This is a genomic window from Pseudomonas sp. QC2 (assembly GCF_002859085.1).
GTDB classification, from domain to species: Bacteria; Pseudomonadota; Gammaproteobacteria; order Pseudomonadales; family Pseudomonadaceae; genus Aquipseudomonas; species Aquipseudomonas petroselini.
In genome coordinates this window covers 216,110-233,417 of the sequence record NZ_PKKS01000003.1, presented here as the reverse complement: position 1 = coordinate 233,417, position 17,308 = coordinate 216,110, and the positions used below count along the sequence as shown (strand labels likewise).

At 64.1% G+C, this 17,308-nt stretch carries 15 protein-coding genes; 14 read left to right on the top strand and 1 reads right to left on the bottom strand.

Annotated elements, in window-relative coordinates; all coding sequences use genetic code 11:
* The first annotated feature begins 221 nt into the window (after nucleotides 1–221).
* From QCBJ_RS02580 to QCBJ_RS02505, 14 genes are all read left to right on the top strand, one after another.
* Nucleotides 222–1,391 carry an efflux RND transporter periplasmic adaptor subunit gene (locus QCBJ_RS02580; RefSeq protein WP_015884770.1) on the top strand — a complete coding sequence of 390 codons (1,170 nt, stop codon included), beginning with the start codon at nucleotides 222–224 and terminating at the stop codon, nucleotides 1,389–1,391.
* Nucleotides 1,381–3,363: a MacB family efflux pump subunit gene (locus QCBJ_RS02575; RefSeq protein ID WP_145994215.1), complete on the top strand. Its 1,983-nt coding sequence runs from the start codon at nucleotides 1,381–1,383 to the stop codon at nucleotides 3,361–3,363. The genes QCBJ_RS02580 and QCBJ_RS02575 overlap by 11 nt, the downstream gene beginning before the upstream one ends.
* On the top strand, nucleotides 3,356–4,759 hold the full coding sequence (locus QCBJ_RS02570) for an efflux transporter outer membrane subunit (protein WP_102060078.1): 1,404 nt from the start codon (nucleotides 3,356–3,358) through the stop codon (nucleotides 4,757–4,759). The genes QCBJ_RS02575 and QCBJ_RS02570 overlap by 8 nt, the downstream gene beginning before the upstream one ends.
* 104 nt (nucleotides 4,760–4,863) lie before the next feature.
* A complete protein-coding gene (locus QCBJ_RS02565) occupies nucleotides 4,864–5,613 on the top strand; it encodes an alpha/beta fold hydrolase (protein ID WP_102060077.1) in 750 nt (249 codons plus the stop codon).
* A 107-nt stretch (nucleotides 5,614–5,720) separates the two neighbouring features.
* Nucleotides 5,721–6,491 carry a FadR/GntR family transcriptional regulator gene (locus tag QCBJ_RS02560; RefSeq protein WP_046036495.1) on the top strand — a complete coding sequence of 257 codons (771 nt, stop codon included), beginning with the start codon at nucleotides 5,721–5,723 and terminating at the stop codon, nucleotides 6,489–6,491.
* Nucleotides 6,492–6,736: 245 nt separating this feature from the next.
* Nucleotides 6,737–7,939, top strand: a complete 1,203-nt coding sequence (locus QCBJ_RS02550) for an ABC transporter substrate-binding protein (RefSeq protein ID WP_064055283.1) — start codon at nucleotides 6,737–6,739, stop codon at nucleotides 7,937–7,939.
* Between the two features lie 57 nt (nucleotides 7,940–7,996).
* Complete coding sequence (locus QCBJ_RS02545; RefSeq protein ID WP_015884776.1) at nucleotides 7,997–8,857, top strand: branched-chain amino acid ABC transporter permease; 861 nt, start codon at nucleotides 7,997–7,999, stop codon at nucleotides 8,855–8,857.
* A 1-nt stretch (nucleotide 8,858) separates the two neighbouring features.
* Entirely contained in the window at nucleotides 8,859–9,869 is a 1,011-nt protein-coding gene (locus QCBJ_RS02540; RefSeq protein WP_046036496.1) for a branched-chain amino acid ABC transporter permease, read from the top strand.
* On the top strand, nucleotides 9,866–10,615 hold the full coding sequence (locus tag QCBJ_RS02535; protein ID WP_015884778.1) for an ABC transporter ATP-binding protein: 750 nt from the start codon (nucleotides 9,866–9,868) through the stop codon (nucleotides 10,613–10,615). The genes QCBJ_RS02540 and QCBJ_RS02535 overlap by 4 nt, the downstream gene beginning before the upstream one ends.
* Nucleotides 10,615–11,310, top strand: a complete 696-nt coding sequence (locus QCBJ_RS02530; RefSeq protein WP_015884779.1) for an ABC transporter ATP-binding protein — start codon at nucleotides 10,615–10,617, stop codon at nucleotides 11,308–11,310. The genes QCBJ_RS02535 and QCBJ_RS02530 overlap by 1 nt, the downstream gene beginning before the upstream one ends.
* 13 nt (nucleotides 11,311–11,323) lie before the next feature.
* Entirely contained in the window at nucleotides 11,324–12,592 is a 1,269-nt protein-coding gene (locus tag QCBJ_RS02525) for a Zn-dependent hydrolase (RefSeq protein WP_102060076.1), read from the top strand.
* Nucleotides 12,589–13,995, top strand: a complete 1,407-nt coding sequence (locus QCBJ_RS02520) for an amidase (protein ID WP_102060075.1) — start codon at nucleotides 12,589–12,591, stop codon at nucleotides 13,993–13,995. The genes QCBJ_RS02525 and QCBJ_RS02520 overlap by 4 nt, the downstream gene beginning before the upstream one ends.
* A gap of 590 nt (nucleotides 13,996–14,585) precedes the next feature.
* On the top strand, nucleotides 14,586–15,449 hold the full coding sequence (locus tag QCBJ_RS02510) for a LysR family transcriptional regulator (protein WP_015884782.1): 864 nt from the start codon (nucleotides 14,586–14,588) through the stop codon (nucleotides 15,447–15,449).
* 58 nt (nucleotides 15,450–15,507) lie between these two features.
* Nucleotides 15,508–16,512, top strand: a complete 1,005-nt coding sequence (locus tag QCBJ_RS02505; RefSeq protein ID WP_015884783.1) for a LacI family DNA-binding transcriptional regulator — start codon at nucleotides 15,508–15,510, stop codon at nucleotides 16,510–16,512.
* Here the strand turns inward: QCBJ_RS02505 and QCBJ_RS02500 are convergent.
* Nucleotides 16,509–17,234: an SDR family oxidoreductase gene (locus QCBJ_RS02500; protein ID WP_102060074.1), complete on the bottom strand. Its 726-nt coding sequence runs from the start codon at nucleotides 17,232–17,234 to the stop codon at nucleotides 16,509–16,511. The two genes, QCBJ_RS02505 and QCBJ_RS02500, sit on opposite strands and share 4 nt — an antisense overlap.
* Between the last annotated feature and the right edge of the window lie 74 nt (nucleotides 17,235–17,308).

Genomic DNA, 17,308 nt, shown 5'->3' with positions numbered 1-17,308 from the left:
AGTACAAAAAAAGACGGCGTTTACGTAATGGCAGTTTGGATGTGTGCAATTTATAGTAATTCTCATCTACTTTTAAAGCAGACTTGCATCAACGGAGGTTTTTTTTCTTCGAGGGCTGATGTAACTGCTTGTGTAACCGCCTAAATCCCCGCGCCTTTCTCTCGTTTACTTGTCAGCTCCCCGCAACTGCGGTCCGAACTTTCCTGGCTGGAAACCCAAGCATGAAACGCCCTCGACCTGCCCGACGCGCCTTGCTCGCTATCGCGTGCCTGATCCCCATCATCGCCGTCGCCGCCTGGCAGGTGCTGCCGCCCGGGCGTGACGCCCTCACCACCGTCGCCGTCACCCGCGGCAATATCGAAAACAGCGTGACTGCCCTGGGCACCCTGCAACCTCGCCGCTACGTGGACGTGGGCGCCCAGGCATCGGGGCAGATCCGCAAGATCCACGTCGAGGCCGGCGACCACGTCCAGGAAGGCCAATTGCTGGTGGAGATCGACCCGTCCACGCAAAAAGCCAAGCTCGACGCCAGCCGCTACGCCATCGAAAACCTCAAGGCCCAGCTGCAGGAACAAAAGGCCCAGCATGAACTGGCACGCCAGAAGTACCAGCGCCAGCAACGCCTGGCTGCCGGCAACGCCACCCGTGAAGAAGATGTGCAAACCGCCAAGGCTGAATTGAGCGCCACCCAGGCCCGAGTCGACATGTTCCAGGCGCAGATCCTGCAAGCCCAGGCCAGCCTGCGCAGCGATGAGGCCGAGTTGGGCTACACGCGCATCTACGCGCCGATGACCGGCACGGTGGTGGCGGTGGACGCGCGGGTCGGCCAGACCCTCAACGCCCAGCAGCAGACGCCGCTGATCCTGCGCATCGCCAAATTGTCGCCGATGACCGTGTGGGCGGAAGTCTCGGAAGCCGATATCGGCCACGTCAAACCTGGCATGACCGCGTATTTCACCACCCTCAGCGGCGGCAACCGGCGCTGGAGCAGCACGGTGCGGCAAATCCTGCCGATCCCGCCCAAGCCATTGAATGAAACCCAGGGCAGCGGCAGCCCCAACAGCTCGAGTAAAAGCGGCAGCGGCCGCGTGGTGCTGTACACCGTGCTGCTGGACGTGGACAACAGCGACAACGCGTTGATGGCCGAAATGACCACCCAGGTGTTTTTCGTCGCCGGCCAAGTCAAGGATGCCCTCACCGCACCGGTCGCCGCACTGCAAGGCACGTCCAGTGCCGACAGGCAGATCGCCCGGGTCGTGACCGACAACGGTCGTATCGAGGAGCGCCACGTGCGGCTGGGCATCAGCGACCGCCTGCGCGTACAGGTGCTCGACGGCCTGAACGAAGGCGACCGCCTGCTGATCGGTCCGGCCGACGGCAATGGGGGTTGAGGTGAGCACGCCCCTGATCGAACTCAAGAACATCCGCAAATCCTACGGCGGCGGCGACAGCCCGCAGGTCGACGTGTTGCGCGGCATCGACCTGTCGATCCATGCCGGGGAATTCGTCGCCATCGTCGGCGCCTCCGGCTCCGGCAAGTCCACGTTGATGAATATCCTCGGCTGCCTCGACCGTCCCAGCGTCGGCGACTACCTGTTCGCCGGCGAGAACGTCGCGCACCTGGACAGTGACGAACTCGCCTGGCTGCGCCGCGAAGCCTTTGGTTTTGTGTTCCAGGGCTACCACTTGATTCCCTCGGGTTCAGCCCAGGAAAACGTCGAGATGCCGGCGATCTACGCCGGTATCAGCGCCGCCGAGCGCCATGCCCGCGCCAGCGCCCTGCTCACCCGCCTGGGCCTGGCCGAGCGCACCGGCAACCGCCCGCATCAGCTCTCCGGTGGCCAGCAACAACGGGTGTCCATCGCCCGTGCGTTGATGAACGGCGGGCACATCATCCTCGCCGACGAACCTACCGGCGCCCTCGACAGCCACAGCGGCGCCGAGGTCATGACCCTGCTCGACGAACTGGCCAGCCAGGGCCACGTGGTGATCCTGATCACCCACGACCGCGAAGTCGCGGCGCGGGCCAACCGCATCATCGAGATTCGCGATGGCTTGATCATCAGTGACTCGGCCCAGGACAGCGACGCAGTCCCAGGCGCCTCAACGGGCGCCCTGCAAGCCGTGGACCTGCGCCAACGCCTGGCCGACGGCGCCGAACACAATGGCGCGTGGAAAGCCGAACTGGTGGACGCGGTGCAGGCCGCCTGGCGGGTGATGTGGATCAACCGATTCCGCACCGCGCTGACCCTGTTGGGCATCATCATCGGCGTGGCGTCGGTGGTGGTGATGCTGGCGGTGGGTGAAGGCAGCAAGCGCCAGGTCATGGCGCAGATGGGCGCGTTCGGCTCCAACATTATCTACCTCAGCGGGTCGTCGCCTAACCCGCGTACGCCGCTGGGGATCGTGACCCTCAACGATGTCCATGCACTGGCGGCCTTGCCCCAGGTGCAACGCATCATGCCGGTCAACGGCAGCGAAGCCGGCGTGCGTTTCGGCAACGTCGATTACATGGCCTATGTGGGTGGCAACGACACCAACTTCCCGGCGATTTTCAATTGGCCGGTGGTCGAGGGCAATTACTTCACGGCCGCCGACGAGCGTGCCGCTGCCACCGTGGCGGTGATCGGTCATCGCGTGCGTGAAAAGCTGTTCAAGGGCGAGGTCGACCCCATCGGCCAGTACATCCTGATTGAGAACGTGCCGTTCCAGGTCATCGGCGTGCTCGCGGAAAAAGGCGCCAGCTCCGGTAACAAGGACAGTGACGACCGTATCGCCATCCCTTACACCGCCGCCAGCGTGCGCCTGTTCGGCAGCTACAACCCCGAGTACGTGGTGATCGCCGCGGCCGATGCGCGCAAGGTGCGCGAGGCCGAGTTGGCGATCGACCAGTTGATGCAAACGCTGCACAACGGTAAGCGCGATTACGAGCTGACCAACAACGCCGCCATGATCCAGGCCGAGGCGCGCACGCAGAACACCCTGTCGCTGATGCTCGGTTCGATTGCCGCGATTTCCCTGCTGGTGGGCGGCATTGGCGTAATGAATATCATGCTGATGACCGTGCGCGAGCGGACCCGCGAAATCGGCATCCGCATGGCCACCGGCGCACGCCAGCGCGACATCCTGCGCCAGTTCCTCACCGAAGCGGTGATGCTCTCGGTCGTCGGCGGCCTGTGCGGCATTGCCCTGGCGCTGCTGGTGGGTGGCGTGCTGGTGCTGGCCAAGGTGGCGGTGCAGTTTTCCCTGGTGGCCGTAATGGGCGCATTTGGTTGCGCGCTGGTCACCGGTGTCGTATTCGGCTTCATGCCGGCCCGTAAAGCTGCCCGGCTCGATCCGGTTAAGGCGTTGACCAGTGAATAAACGATCCCTGTGCATGCCCGGCCTGTGCGTGTTACTCAGCGCCTGCGCCGGCCACCCTCCCGCCCTCGACAGCGGCATCGCTGCGCCCGCCAGCTGGCAATATGCCGAGCGTGACGCGGCGCAGGCCACCAACCAGCACTGGTGGACACAGTTCGGCAGTGCGCAGTTGAACCGTCTGGTCGAGCAAGCCCGCCGTGACAGTTTTAACGTGGCCGCCGCCACGGCCCGCGTGCGCCAGGCCCAGGCCAGTGCAGTGATCGCCGGGGCACCGTTGTTGCCGGAGGTGAAGTTCAACCTCGCCACCAGCCATCAGAAATTGCTGCGTGGCCAGGGCGGGCCGGACCTGGACGTGTCACAAAGCGATGACGCCGTCGACAACTTCGGCGCCAACCTCACGGCCAGTTACGAAGTGGACTTCTGGGGTGGCCGCGCCGCCGCCCGTGACAGCGCCCTGCACAGCCTGCGCGCCAGCGAGTTTGACCAGGCTACCGTGGAACTGACCCTGCTCAGCAGCGTGGCCGACCGCTACGCCCAGACCCTCGCCGCCCACCAGCGCGAGCAAATCGCCGCGCTTAACCTGGCCAACGCCCGCAACGTGCTCGACCTGGTGCAGACCCGCTACGATGCCGGCTCCGCCACCGCCCTCGAACTGGCCCAGCAAAAAAGCCTGGTAGCCAGCCAGCAACGCCAGTTGCCCCTGATACAGCAACTGGCCGAAGAATCCCGCATCACCCTCGCCGCCCTGCTCGGCCAGCCGGTGCAGGCCCTGAATCTGCGGGCCGAGCCCTTCCAGGCGCTGACCTGGCCAACCATCGGTGCCGGCATGCCCAGCCAATTGCTCAGCCGCCGGCCCGATATCGCCAAGGCCGAGGCGCAATTGGCCGCGGCGCAAGCCGACGTCACCGTGGCCCGCGCCGCCATGCTGCCCGCCGTCACCCTCGGCGCAACCCTGGGCTCGGATGCCTACAAGGCCATGGATATCCTGCGCAGCCCCTACTACACGCTGACCGCCGGCCTGGTCGGCCCGATCTTCAACAACGGCCGTTTAAGCGCTGAACGCGACAAGGCCCGCGCCCGCCAGGATGAACTGCTGCACACCTATCGCGGCGCGATCATCAACGGCTTTGCCGACGTGGAAAAAGCCCTCAGCAGCATCACCCGCCTCGACCAGCAGCGCCAATGGCAAAGTGAAGAACTGCAACAGGCGCAGAGCGCGTTCCAGATCGCTGAAAGCCGCTACCAGGCAGGCGCCGAGGATTTGCTCACGGTCCTGGAAACCCAGCGCACCCTGTACGCGGCCCAGGACCAGAACGTGCAACTGCGGCTGGCGCGCCTGCAGGCCAGCATCGCGCTATACAAAGCACTGGGCGGCGGCTGGCAGACGGAGATCCGATAAACAAAACTCCGAATTCGTACACATTCCGTCTTTTCACCCTACATTCCTCGACCCAAGGTCCTTGGTAAAAAAGCCGTTATCACACGGTTGCCCGGGATCTCTCGATGACTGCTGCAAAACACCTGACGTGCGCCTGCCTGTGGCTGATAGCGGGCCTGGCCCACGCTCAACCGCTGATCCCTCCCACCGCCATCGACTGGCTGCTGGACTGCCCGCTCCCCACCGTTGAACGCCTGGACCCCGAGGTGATGCAACGCACCCAATGCGGCATCGTGACCGTACCGCGCAACCACGCGTCCCCCCGGCAAGGCAACCTGCGCCTTTACCTCACCCGCGTCGGCGCACGCGATCCGCTGAACCGTGAAGGCGTGCTGTTTGCGCTGGCCGGCGATGCGCCCCGCAGTGATCAGGGCGGCACCTTCGTCATTCACCTCACGAGTCTCTGGGGGACCTACGCCAACCCGGCCTATCGCACGCTGATCAACCGTTACGACGTCATCGAACTCAGCCCCCGCGACCTCAGCAATGAAAACGGCGTCGAACAGGCCGCTCAAGACCTGGAGTACGTGCGCACCCAACTCGGCGATGCCCAACTGCTCTACCTGGGCAACGCCGATGCAGCCCGCCTGGGCAACCGTTACGCCGCGCTGTTCCCCGAGCGGGTGGCGCGCATGGTGCTGGTCAATGCGCAACAGGCCGAGACGGCCGCGCCCCAGGTCGAACAACTGCGCCTTAAAGACCCCGCCAAGCAGGACGCCAGCGGGTGTATCAACCGCTGGGTCGGCGACTTCCTGGTCTACGGCAAGCAACCACCGCAGTCCACTCGCTGCCTGGATTCGGTCAACGCGCAGTAGCGAGCCGTTTGCGACCTGTTGCCCTCGAAAACGACACCCGGCGTTGACGCTGCTCCTCGATCGTTATTAAGTGCTATTTATCCGCATTAATACGATAAATCGAACCCATGCTAAGCCGCCCGCTACGACGCAAACGCCAGAAGCTGTCCGACGTGATTGTCGAGTCGGTCAAGCGGTCCATCGTCACCGACGCCTTGAAGCCCGGCGACCGCTTGCCCACCGAACGCGAGCTGATGGAAAGCTTCCAATGCTCCAAGGGCTCGGCCCGCGAAGCGCTCAAGGCGCTGGAAGTAGAAGGCCTGGTGAGCACGCGCACGGGCCCCAGCGGCGGTGCCTACCTGAACCAGGCCGGCACCGAGCCGGCCAGCCGCGCCTTGCGCAACTACCTGCACTTCCAGCATCTGGACGGCGAGCAGGTGTACCAACTGCGCAAAGTCATCGAAGTGGAACTGGCGGTGTCGGTGCTCGGGCGCCTCAGCGAAGACGACTACCAGGCCCTGCAAGACAACGTGGATTTTTGCAGCGCGCCGGAAGACAGCGAAGCCGGCCAACGCGAACAACGCCTGGCGGAGCTGGAGTTCCATAACCTGCTGGCCAAGGCCTGCCCCAACCCGCTGCTGAGTTTCATGGCGCAGTTCCTCAACGACCTGTTGCGCGACCTGGTGGTGCTGAAAAAAGCATACAAGCCCAAGCGCAAGCAGTTCGATGCCGCCAACCTGGACTATCACAAGCAGTTGCTGATCGCCTTTCGGGCCGGGGATGAAAGCGCCGTGCGCAGCCTGATGCACGAACACATGTGCGATGCCGAGCACCACATGACCGCGCTGGAAGGTGAAGTCAGCCCGCATTTTCTATTGGAGTTCGATCACCGCCCCTGAAGACGCCCCAAACCTGGAGGTGGAAACCCAATCAATGTGGGAGCTGGCTTGCCTGCGATGCAGGCACCTCGGTATTCCCGTTACACCGAGTCGATGCCATCGCAGGCAAGCCAGCTCCCACAGTTGACCGGGTTCCAACCCTCAGACCGTTTCACCCAATTCAATAACAGGCCTGCCCACAGGCCCTTGCTCCATCGTATCGCCATTGCCACTCCTGCCAATAACTAAACCAGGGAGTCACCCCCATGCAGCGTCGTACGTTGTTGAAAGCCAGCCTCACCGCAGCCGCCGCCCTCAGCCTACCGCTGAGCATACGGTCGGCATTCGCCGCCGAGCCCTTTACCTTTTACGGCCTCAAGTCCATGTCCGGCGCCTTTGCCAGCTATGGCAAGTTTGCCGACATGGGTTCGCGCCTGGCGGTGGAGCAACACCCCGAACTGCTCGGCCGCCCGCTGAACTACAAGGTCATCGACACCGAAGGCAACGCCGGCAAGGCCGTGCGCAAGGTGCAGGAGGCTATCCAGCAGGACGGCGCGCGGTTCTTCCAGGGCTGCACCTTGTCGTCGTCGGCATTGGCGGTGGCCAAGGAAGTGGACAAGGTCGGTGGCGTGTTCATGACCCCGGTGGGCGCCGATGAAGTCACCGGCAAGGACTGCAACCCCGCGACCTTCCGCTGGTCGGTGCCCACCTACGGCGCGATCCGCGAAACCCTGGTGCCGCTGATCAAGTTGCTGCCGGACGCCAAGCGCTGGTACACCATCACCCCGCAATACGTGTTCGGCGAAGCGCTGTTGGAAGGTGCGAAAACCGTGCTCAAGGACAACGGCCTGGAACACATCGGCAACAGCTACCACTCGTTGCAGGAACAGGAATTCTCCGGCTACCTGACCAACGCCATCGCCGCCAAGCCCGATGTGCTGGTGCTGCTCAACTTCGGCAGCCAGTCGTCCAACACCCTGCGCCAGGCGGTCAACTTCGGCATCAAGGAGCGCATGAAGGTGCTGCTGGTGTGGTCCGCCGGCCTCGACCAGTTCCAGGAACTGGGCAGCGACATTCTCGCGGGCGTGTACCTCGGCGCGCAGTACTGGCACCAGGTCGACACCCCGCTCAACCGTGAGCTGGTCAAGCTCACCCAGGCCAAATACGGCATCAACCCGACCTACCCGCTGGCCGCCGATTACATCAGCACCAAGGTCATGCTCGACACCATCATTGCCACCGGCAGCTTCGACGGGCCGACCGTGGCCAAGGCCATGCAGGGCCTGAGTTTCGAAGGCCCTACCGGCAAGGAATCGATCCGCGCCGGCGACCACCAGGTGATCAAGGATTACTACCTGCTGATCGGCAAGGCCAGCAGCGAGATGGCCGACAAGGATGACCTGGCCAAGGTGCTCAGCGCCGGCCAGTCGTTCCCGCCAGTGGAAGCCACGGGCTGCACACTCGGCTGATCCCCTGAAATAGGTAGCGCAGGGCCGCGCGAGCGGCGTCCTGCAGAGGGTTCCTGCATGCTTAATCTTTACCTGTTCCAGATCCTCAACGGCCTTGGGCTGGGGATGATCTACTTTCTGATCGCGGTCGGGCTGACGATCATTTTCGGCCTGCTCAACTTCGTCAACTTCGCCCACGGCGCGTTCTTTTTGCTCGGCGCCTACATCTGCTACACCGCCGTGAGCCTCACCGGCAACTTCTGGCTGGCGCTGCTGATCGCGCCGCTGGTGGTGGCTGCGTTGGCCTGGGTCATCGAGCGATTATTGATCCAGCGGATCTATCACTTGCCGCACATGTTCCAGATCCTGGTGACCCTCGGCATCGCGCTGATCATCCAGGAAGCCAGCGTGATGATCTGGGGCCCAGTGGGCAAGAGCGTGGCCGTGCCGGAACTGCTGCGCGGCGTGCTGGTGGTGGGTGACTTCGTCTACCCCTACTACCGCCTGTTCCTCATCGTGTTCTCCGGGCTGGTCGGCCTGGGCCTGTGGTTGCTGCTGGAACGCACGCGCTTCGGCGCCCTGGTGCGGGCCGGCAGTGAAAGCACCGAGACCGTGTCGCTGCTGGGCACCAATATTTTCCGCCTGTTCTCCATGACCTTCGCCCTCGGCGTGGCCCTGGCCGGCGTCGCGGGCGTGCTGTTTGCACCGTTGCGCGGCGCCCAGCCGTTTGTCGGCCCGGAGATTCTCGGCGTGGCCTTCGTGGTGGTGGTAATCGGCGGCATGGGCTCGTTCAGCGGTGCGCTGGTCGGCGGTTTGCTGGTGGGCGTGGTGCAAAGCCTGATGACCACACTCTGGCCCCAGGGGGCGAGCCTGATGATCTATGGCGCCATGGCCGTGGTGATTCTGGTACGTCCTTACGGCCTGTTTGGGAGAGCCTGACATGAGCGAGAAAAATCCCCTGCCGTTTGCCAAGACGCAATCGCGCGCGATGTTGCTGTGGGTGCTGGCGGTGCTGATCGGCCTGCCGTTGATACTGCCCTCGGCGACCCTGGCCACCGAGATCCTGATCTTTGCCATGGCGGCCCTGGCCTGCAACCTGTTGCTGGGCTACACCGGGCTGCTGTCGTTCGGCCAAGGTATCTTCTTCGGGGCCGGCGCTTACTGCGCGGCGTTGCTGATGATCCACCTGCAACTGGGCCTGTTCACCGCGTTGCTCGGCGCCGCCATCGCGGGTGGTTTCCTGGCCTTGCTGGTCGGCGCTCTGGCGATCCGCCGCACCGGCATCTACTTCGTGATGTTGACCCTGGCGTTCAGCCAGATGGCCTACTTCGTCGCCTACACCCTCAGCGACTGGACCGGCGGCGACAACGGCCTGCTCAGCGTGCCGCGCCCGGAGATTCGCCTGGGCGACACGGTGCTGCTGTCCCTGGCCGACGCCCGCGCCTTCTACGGTTTTGTCGCGGTGTTGTTCCTGCTGATCTTCATCGGCGCCCGCCGAGTCATCGCCTCGCCGTTCGGCAGCACCTTGATGGCGATCCGCGAAAACGAAACCCGCGCTTCGGCCATCGGCTACGACACACGCCACTTCAAGATCCTGGTGTTTGTATTGTCCGGCGCCGTCACCGGCATCGCTGGTGCGTTGTACGCGATGCTGCTGCACTTTGTGCCGCTGTCGAATATCGACCTGGCGATGTCCGAGAACATCCTGATCATGACCATCGTCGGCGGCACCGGCTCGCTGTTCGGCTCGCTGCTGGGCGCTGGTTCCATCGTGTTGCTCGGCGATTTCCTCTCCGACCTGTGGCCACGCTGGCTGATGCTGCTGGGAGTGATCCTGATCCTGGTGGTGATCTTCATGCGCGGTGGTTTGTGGGGCGGCCTGGCGTCGCTGTTCGAGAAGGTGCGCGGCAGCCGCAAACCCGCCGTCGTCGCCAAGGAGGAAGGGCTATGAGCATCCTGCTGGAAACCAAAGACCTGGAACTGGCCTATGGCGCGTTCCACGCGGTGAATGGCGTCAACCTCAAAGTCGAGGCCGGCACCATCCACACCATCATCGGCCCCAACGGCGCCGGCAAGACCAGCCTGTTCCACTGCCTCACCGGCGAGCGCCAGGCCACCGCTGGGGCGATTCATTTCGACGGCAAGAACCTGATGCGCAAGCCGGCCCACGGCCGTGTCGGCCTGGGCATGGCGCGCTCGTTCCAACTCACCAGCCTGTTCCAGAACCTCAGCGTGCGCGAGAACCTGCGCCTCGCCGCCCAAGGCCGTGACGGTGCCCGCGCACTGAATTTCTGGCGCCGCGTGGACAGCAAGCGCGAACACCTGGAGATGGCCGACCAAGTGCTGGAGCGCCTGCAACTCAGCGCCCGCGCCGACACGCTGGCCGGCGAGTTGTCCCACGGCCAGCAACGGGTGCTGGAGGTGGGCATGTCGATCTGCTCCAAACCGAAACTGTTGATGCTCGACGAGCCCACCTCGGGCATGGGCATCGACGACATCCCGATCATGACCCAGCTGATCAGCGACCTCGGCCGCGACCACACGGTGCTGCTGATCGAACACAACATGAGCATTGTCATGTCCATCAGCCAACGCATCACGGTGATGAGCCACGGGCAGATCCTGGTGGAAGGCACGCCGGAATTCGTGCGCGCCGATGAACGTGTGCGCACTGCATACCTTGGGGAGGCTGCCTGATGCTGATCGTCGAGAATATCCATTCCTACTACGACAAAAGCCACGTGCTGGAAGGCGTGTCGCTGACCGTCAACCCCGGCGAACTGGTCACGCTGCTCGGCCGTAACGGCGCCGGTAAGACCACCACCCTGCGCAGCATCCTCGGCATCATCTGCCCGCGCCAGGGCCAGATCCACTTCAACGGCCAGGCGCTGGTGGGCCAGAAGATCTTCGAAATCGCCCGCCAGGGCCTGGCATTGGTGCCGGAGAATCGCGGCATTTTCCGCCTGCTCACCGTCGAGGAAAACCTGCGCATCGCCGCGCGCAAAACCAGCCGCTGGCAGCTTGAAGACGTCTACACGATGTTCCCGCGCCTCAAGGAGCGGCGCAAAAACGCCGGCCACGCGCTGTCCGGCGGCGAGCAACAGATGCTCGCCATCGCCCGCGCCCTGCTCAACGACCCCAAGCTGCTGATCCTCGATGAGCCCACTGAGGGCTTGGCCCCGGTGATCGTCGACGAACTGGTGAAGATCCTGCGCAAGGTCAAGGACGACGGCCTGCCCGTGCTGCTGGTGGAACAGAACCTGATGGTCTGCGACAAGCTCGCCGACCGCCACTACGTGCTCGAACAAGGCCGCGTGGTGTACGAAGGCAGCGCCGAAGCTTTCCGCGCCGACCCAACCATCAAAAACCGCTATCTGGCCCTGAGTGCCTGACCGGAGATTGCAGATGAATAGTTTCGCGCAACCGCTCAAGAGCAACGCCCCGCTGATCAACCGCGACCGCTTGTGGCAATCGCTGATGGACCTGGCCCGACTCGGCGCCACCGCCAAGGGCGGCGTGTGTCGCCTGGCGCTGACCGACCTCGACCGCCAGGCCCGCGACCTGTTTGTGCAATGGTGCGAGGCCGCCGGCTGCAGCGTCAGTGTCGACGCCATCGGCAATATCTTTGCGCGCCGTGCCGGGCGCAACCCCGCCCTGCCCCCGGTGATGACCGGCAGCCATATCGACACCCAGCCCACCGGCGGTAAGTTCGACGGTTGCTACGGAGTGATGGCCGGGCTGGAAGTGATCCGCACCCTGAATGACCTGAACATCGAGACCGAAGCGCCGATTGAAGTGGTGGTGTGGACCAACGAAGAGGGCTCGCGTTTTCCGCCCTGCATGATGGGCTCCGGGGTGTTTGCCGGTAAGTTCGACTTGCAGGACACCCTCGACAAAGTCGATGACCAGGGCCTGTCGGTGGGCGCCGAACTGCAACGCATCGGGTATGCCGGCTCCCGCGCAGCCCTCGGCCACCCGGTGGGTGCGTATTTCGAAGCGCATATCGAACAGGGTCCCGTTCTGGAAGACCAGGCCACGACGATTGGCGTGGTGATGGGTTGCCTGGGCCAGAAGTGGTTCGACCTGACCTTCACCGGCGTCGAAGCCCACGCCGGCCCGACGCCGATGCACCTGCGCAAGGACGCCCTGGTCGGCGCCGCCGAGGTGGTCAGCGCGGTCAACCGCATCGCCCATCAACAACAACCCCACGCGTGTGGCACGGTCGGTTGCCTGAGCCTGCACCCCGGCTCACGCAACGTGATTCCCGGTCAGGTGCACATGACCCTCGACCTGCGTCACCTGCATGCGGACACGCTGCAAGCCATGGTCGATGAAGTGCGCGGCGTGATCGAAGCCACTGCCACCCGGCACGGGTTGGCGTTTGAATTGACCCCCACCGCCGACTTCCCACCCCTGGACTTCGCCCCGGTCTGCGTCAACGCCGTGCGTGAAGGCGCCGAGGCCTTGGGCTTGAGCCATATGGACATCGTCAGCGGTGCCGGGCACGACGCGATTTTCGTCGCCGAACTGGGCCCCGCCGGGATGATCTTCGTGCCGTGCGAAGGCGGCATCAGCCATAACGAAATCGAAAACGCCGCGCCGGACGACCTGGCGGCGGGCTGCGCGGTATTGCTGCGGGCCATGGTCAATGCCGCCCAGGGGGAAATCGCATGAGCGAGATCGGGCAACTGACGGCAGTGCAACTGCTGCAGCATTTTCGCAACAAGACCTTGTCGCCGGTGGACGTCACCGAAGACGCCTTGCTGCGTATCGAACGCTATAACCCGGTGGTGAACGCCTACTGCCACGTGGACCCGGAAGGCGCGCTGAAGGCCGCGCGCGCCTCGGAGCAACGCTGGCTCAACGGCCAACCCTGCGGCGCGCTGGACGGTGTGCCGGCGTCGATCAAAGACCTGACGCTGACCGTCGGCATGCCCACCCGCAAGGGCTCGCGCACCACATCCGCCGAGGGCCCATGGGACATCGACGCGCCCTTCACCGCCTTTATGCGCAAGGCCGGCGCGGTGCTGCTGGGCAAGACCACCACACCGGAATTCGGCTGGAAAGGCGTTACCGACAACCCGCTGTACGGCATCACCCGCAACCCCTGGGACACATGCACCACGGCGGGCGGATCCTCCGGCGGCGCAGGGGCAGCGGCCGCCTTGAACCTCGGCGTGTTGCACCAGGGCAGCGATGCGGGCGGTTCGATCCGGATTCCCTGTGCGTTTACCGGCACCTTCGGGATCAAGCCGACCTTCGGTTATGTGCCGCAATGGCCGGCCAGCGCCATGACCCTCCTCTCGCACCTGGGGCCGATGACCCGCACGGTGGAAGACAGCGTGTTGATGCTGCAAACCATCGCCCAGCCGGACACGCGGGATGGCTTGATCGGTGCGCCACGGACCACACCGTGGTTGTCGGGCGCAGCGGATTTGAAAGGGTTGCGCGTGGCCTACAGTCCCAACTTCGGTTACGTGGATGTCGACCCGCAGGTGGCCAAGGTGGTCGCCCAAGCGGTTCGAGGCCTGGAGCAGCTGGGCGCGCATGTCGAGCAAATCGACCCGGGCTTCAGCGACCCCCTGGAGGTGTTCAGCACCTTATGGGCAGCCGGCGCGGCCCGCCTGACCGGGCCCATGAGCGAAGCGCAAAAACAACTGCTGGACCCTGGCCTGCTGCGCATCGCCCAACGCGGCGAGCGGCTGAGCCTGAATGACTTCAACTCAGCCCTCGAAGCCCGCGCCGCACTGGTGGCACGCATGGCCGCGTTCCATGAGTACTACGATGTACTGGTGTCACCGATGATGCCGATCACCGCGTTCGAGGCCGGGCATGACGTGCCACCGGGTTCCGGCTTGCAGGAATGGACACAGTGGACGCCGTTCACCTACCCCTTCAACCTGACCCAACAGCCCGCGGCCTCGGTGCCGTGTGGATTGGCGGCGAATGGCTTGCCGGTGGGCCTGCATGTAGTGGGCGCGCGGTTTGCCGATGAACAGGTGCTGAGGGTGTGCCAGGTGTATGCAAAGGCATTCCCCACCGAGCACTTGCAAGCCCCAATCACCAGAACACGGTAGAACCCAATGTGGGAGGGGGCTTGCTCCCAATAGCAGTGTGTCAGTTAATACATCTGTAACTGACCCACCGCCATCGGGAGCAAGCCCCCTCCCACATTTGGACCGCGATCGACAGACGCAACTCCGGTCGGCTTTAAGGCCGCCGCGTTTGCCTTTGCTCTACACCACTCAAGCCGGCTGTCAGGCCGCTGTGCTCTGGCTTTTGATCTTGATCTTAGGCGCCCCATCAAACACGCTGGCCGAACGCAGGCTTGAATCCGTGGGTAACCCGGCAGGACGCCGGGTTAGCCGTCCTGGGCCAAGGATGGCCCATGACGGCGGCCCACGGATTCAAGCCGGAGTGAGGGCACACCGAGCCTAGGCGAGGTGCCGAGTGTTGGGGCAAGAGCCTTTTGGTTACTTTGGGGCTCTTTTCCAAAGTGACCCGCCGTAAGGGCGGAACCCATACCAGCCGTTACCCAAATAACGGATATGTACCCAGTCTGATCCAACATCCAGGCCAGCTGTCAGGCCGTCAACGGGAGCAAGCCCCCTCCCACAGTTTCAACCGCATTCCATTACACTGTCCCCCATTCATCCCCGGGGGCTTCATGGACATCGAACTGGCACGCACCTTCCTCGAAATCTCCCGCTGCGGCAGCCTGGCCGCCGCAGCCGAGAAACTGCACGTTACCCAGACCGCCATCACCGCGCGGGTGAAAAACCTGGAAAGCCAGCTCGGCAGCACGCTGTTCATCCGCAACCGCGCCGGCGCACGCCTGACCGCCGACGGCGAAGCCTTCGTGGTATACGCCAACCAATTGCTGCAAACCTGGGAAGCTGCGCGCCGCGACCTGCCGCTGCCGGATGGCTATCGCAATGTGCTGCACATCGGCGGTGAGGTCAGCCTGTGCAACCCATTGATGCTCGGCTGGGCCCAGGCCCTGCGCCAGCACATCCCCGGCCACGCCCTGCGCACCGAAATCCGTGAAGGCGAATACCTGCTGCGCCAACTGGAACTCGGCGTACTCGACGCCGCGCTGGTGTTCCAGCCGCAATACTGGCCGGGCTTGCAGGTGGAGCAAGTGCTGGAAGAAAAACTGATCCTGGTGCAACTGGTGAGCAACCCGGCCCCCTACGTGTATATCGACTGGGGCCCAGGCTTTCGCCAGCAGCATGACGCCGCCCTGCCCGACAAGGCGCGTGCCGCGCTGAGTTTCAACCTCGGCCCGCTGGCGTTGCAGTACATCCTCGAAAACGGCGGCGCCGGGTATTTCCGCACGCGCGTGGTGCAAAGCTACCTGGACAGCGGCGTGATGCAACGTGTGCCCAAGGCGCCGGAGTTCAGCTTCCCCACGTTCCTGGTGTATTCACGGGCGCGGGATTCGGCGGTGTTGCAACAGGCACTGGGGTTGCTGCGCGAAGTGGTCAAGGCTGAAAGTGACTGGTCGCAGCGCTGGGACCCGCTGATTTGAATCACCCTCCGCCTGCGCGCATGCTAGCCTGCGGGTGTTTCCTTTCGCAGCCTTACCGATGAACAAGAAAAAGTCCGTCACCATCAGCGACATCGCCAAACAAGTCGGCATGACCACCATCACGGTGTCCCGCGCGCTGAGCAAACCCGACCTGGTCAAGCCGGCCACCCTGGCGCGCATCCTCGAAGTGGCGCGGGAGCTGGACTACGTGCCCAACGCCTTCGCCCGTGGCCTCAAGCGCAGTGAAAGCCTGATCATCGGCGTGATTACCGCCTCGGTGGACAACCCGTTCTACAGCGAAATGATCAAGGCGATTTCCCGCGAGGCCAAACAACACGGCTACACCATCATGCTGGTGGACACCGATGAGCTCGAAGAGCTGGAAAGCAAAGCTGTGGATACGCTGCTGGGCTACCGCGTGGCCGGGATCATCCTGTCGCCGGTCTCGGATGAGCCGAGCTACCAGCCCGACTATCTCGAGCGCCTGGGCAACGGCAAGACGCCGGTGGTGCTGCTCGACCGCACGATCCATGACAGCCCGTTCAGCCGCGTGGTGCTCGACAACTACCACAGCGGCATCCAGGCCGCGCATTATCTGTTGCGCCAGACGCCCGACCTCAAGCGCCTGCTGGTGCTGACCGGCCCCGAGCATTCACGCATCACCGTTGAGCGCCTCAAGGGCCTGCGCGAAGTGCTGGCCGAACACCCGCAGGTGCACGTCGAAGTCCAGGCCGGCGACTACACGCTGATGCCCTCCTACCTGCACACCCTCGACTACCTGGCCGAACACTCGGCGCCGGACGCGATCATGGGCTTCAACCAGTTGATCACCCTCGGCGCCCTGCGCGCGCTGCGCATGCACAACATTCCCCACGACAGCCTGACCATCTGCGGCATCGACCGCCTGCCCTTCGCCGATATCTTCGGCGTGCCCATCGCGTGTGTAGCCCACGATGCGTCCCTGGCCGGCAGCAGCGCGGTCCGCCTGCTGCTCGACCGCCTGGAGGACCCGTACAAACCACGGGACAAGGTGGTGATCGCCGGCCAACTGGAAAACGGCTAGCGGCTGGTGTAGCCGCCGTCGATGGGCAGGCTGACGCCGCTGATCATGCTCGCGGCGCTGCTCAGCAGGAACAGCACCGGCAAAGCCACTTCTACGGTTTCAGCAAAACGCCCCAGTGGAATGGCCGCCAGCGCGGGATCACGCTTGGACGGGTCGGACCACGCCATGGCCGCCATCGGCGTGAGCGTGACGGTGGGGTTGACGCTATTAACGCGAATGCCGAAGCGGCCCCACTCGGCGCATTGCACGCGGGTGATCGCATCCAGCGCCGCCTTGGAAGCGCAGTAGCCGAGGTGATCGTCCAGGGCTACCAATGAGGCCTGGCTGGAGACATTGACGATGCTGCCGGCAATGTTCGCCTCGATCATTTTCGCCGCCACGCGGCTGCCGACCTGGGCGGCGGCGCGAGCATTGACCTGCATCACCTGGTCGAAGGCGTCGGCGCTGATCGCGGCGGCGGGCTCCAGGCGCGAGATACCGGCGCAGTTGACCAGGCCGTGCAGCGGCGGAAGGGCTTGCAGCGCATTGTCGAGGGCGGTGCTGTCGGCGATATCCAGGCACAAGGCGTGGCAGCCGAGTTGAGCCAGGGCCTGCGCGTCGCGACCGAGGGCGAAGACTTCAGCACCGCTGGCGATCAGTTGCAGGGCGATTTCCCGGCCGATGCCGCTGCTGGCGCCGGTGACGAGGATGCGGTGGTGGGTGAAGTTGAAGGCTGCGTTCATGAATAGAGATCTCAAAAACAATGAAGATCCAATGTGGGAGCTGGCTTGCCTGCGATGGCGGTGGTTCAGCTAGT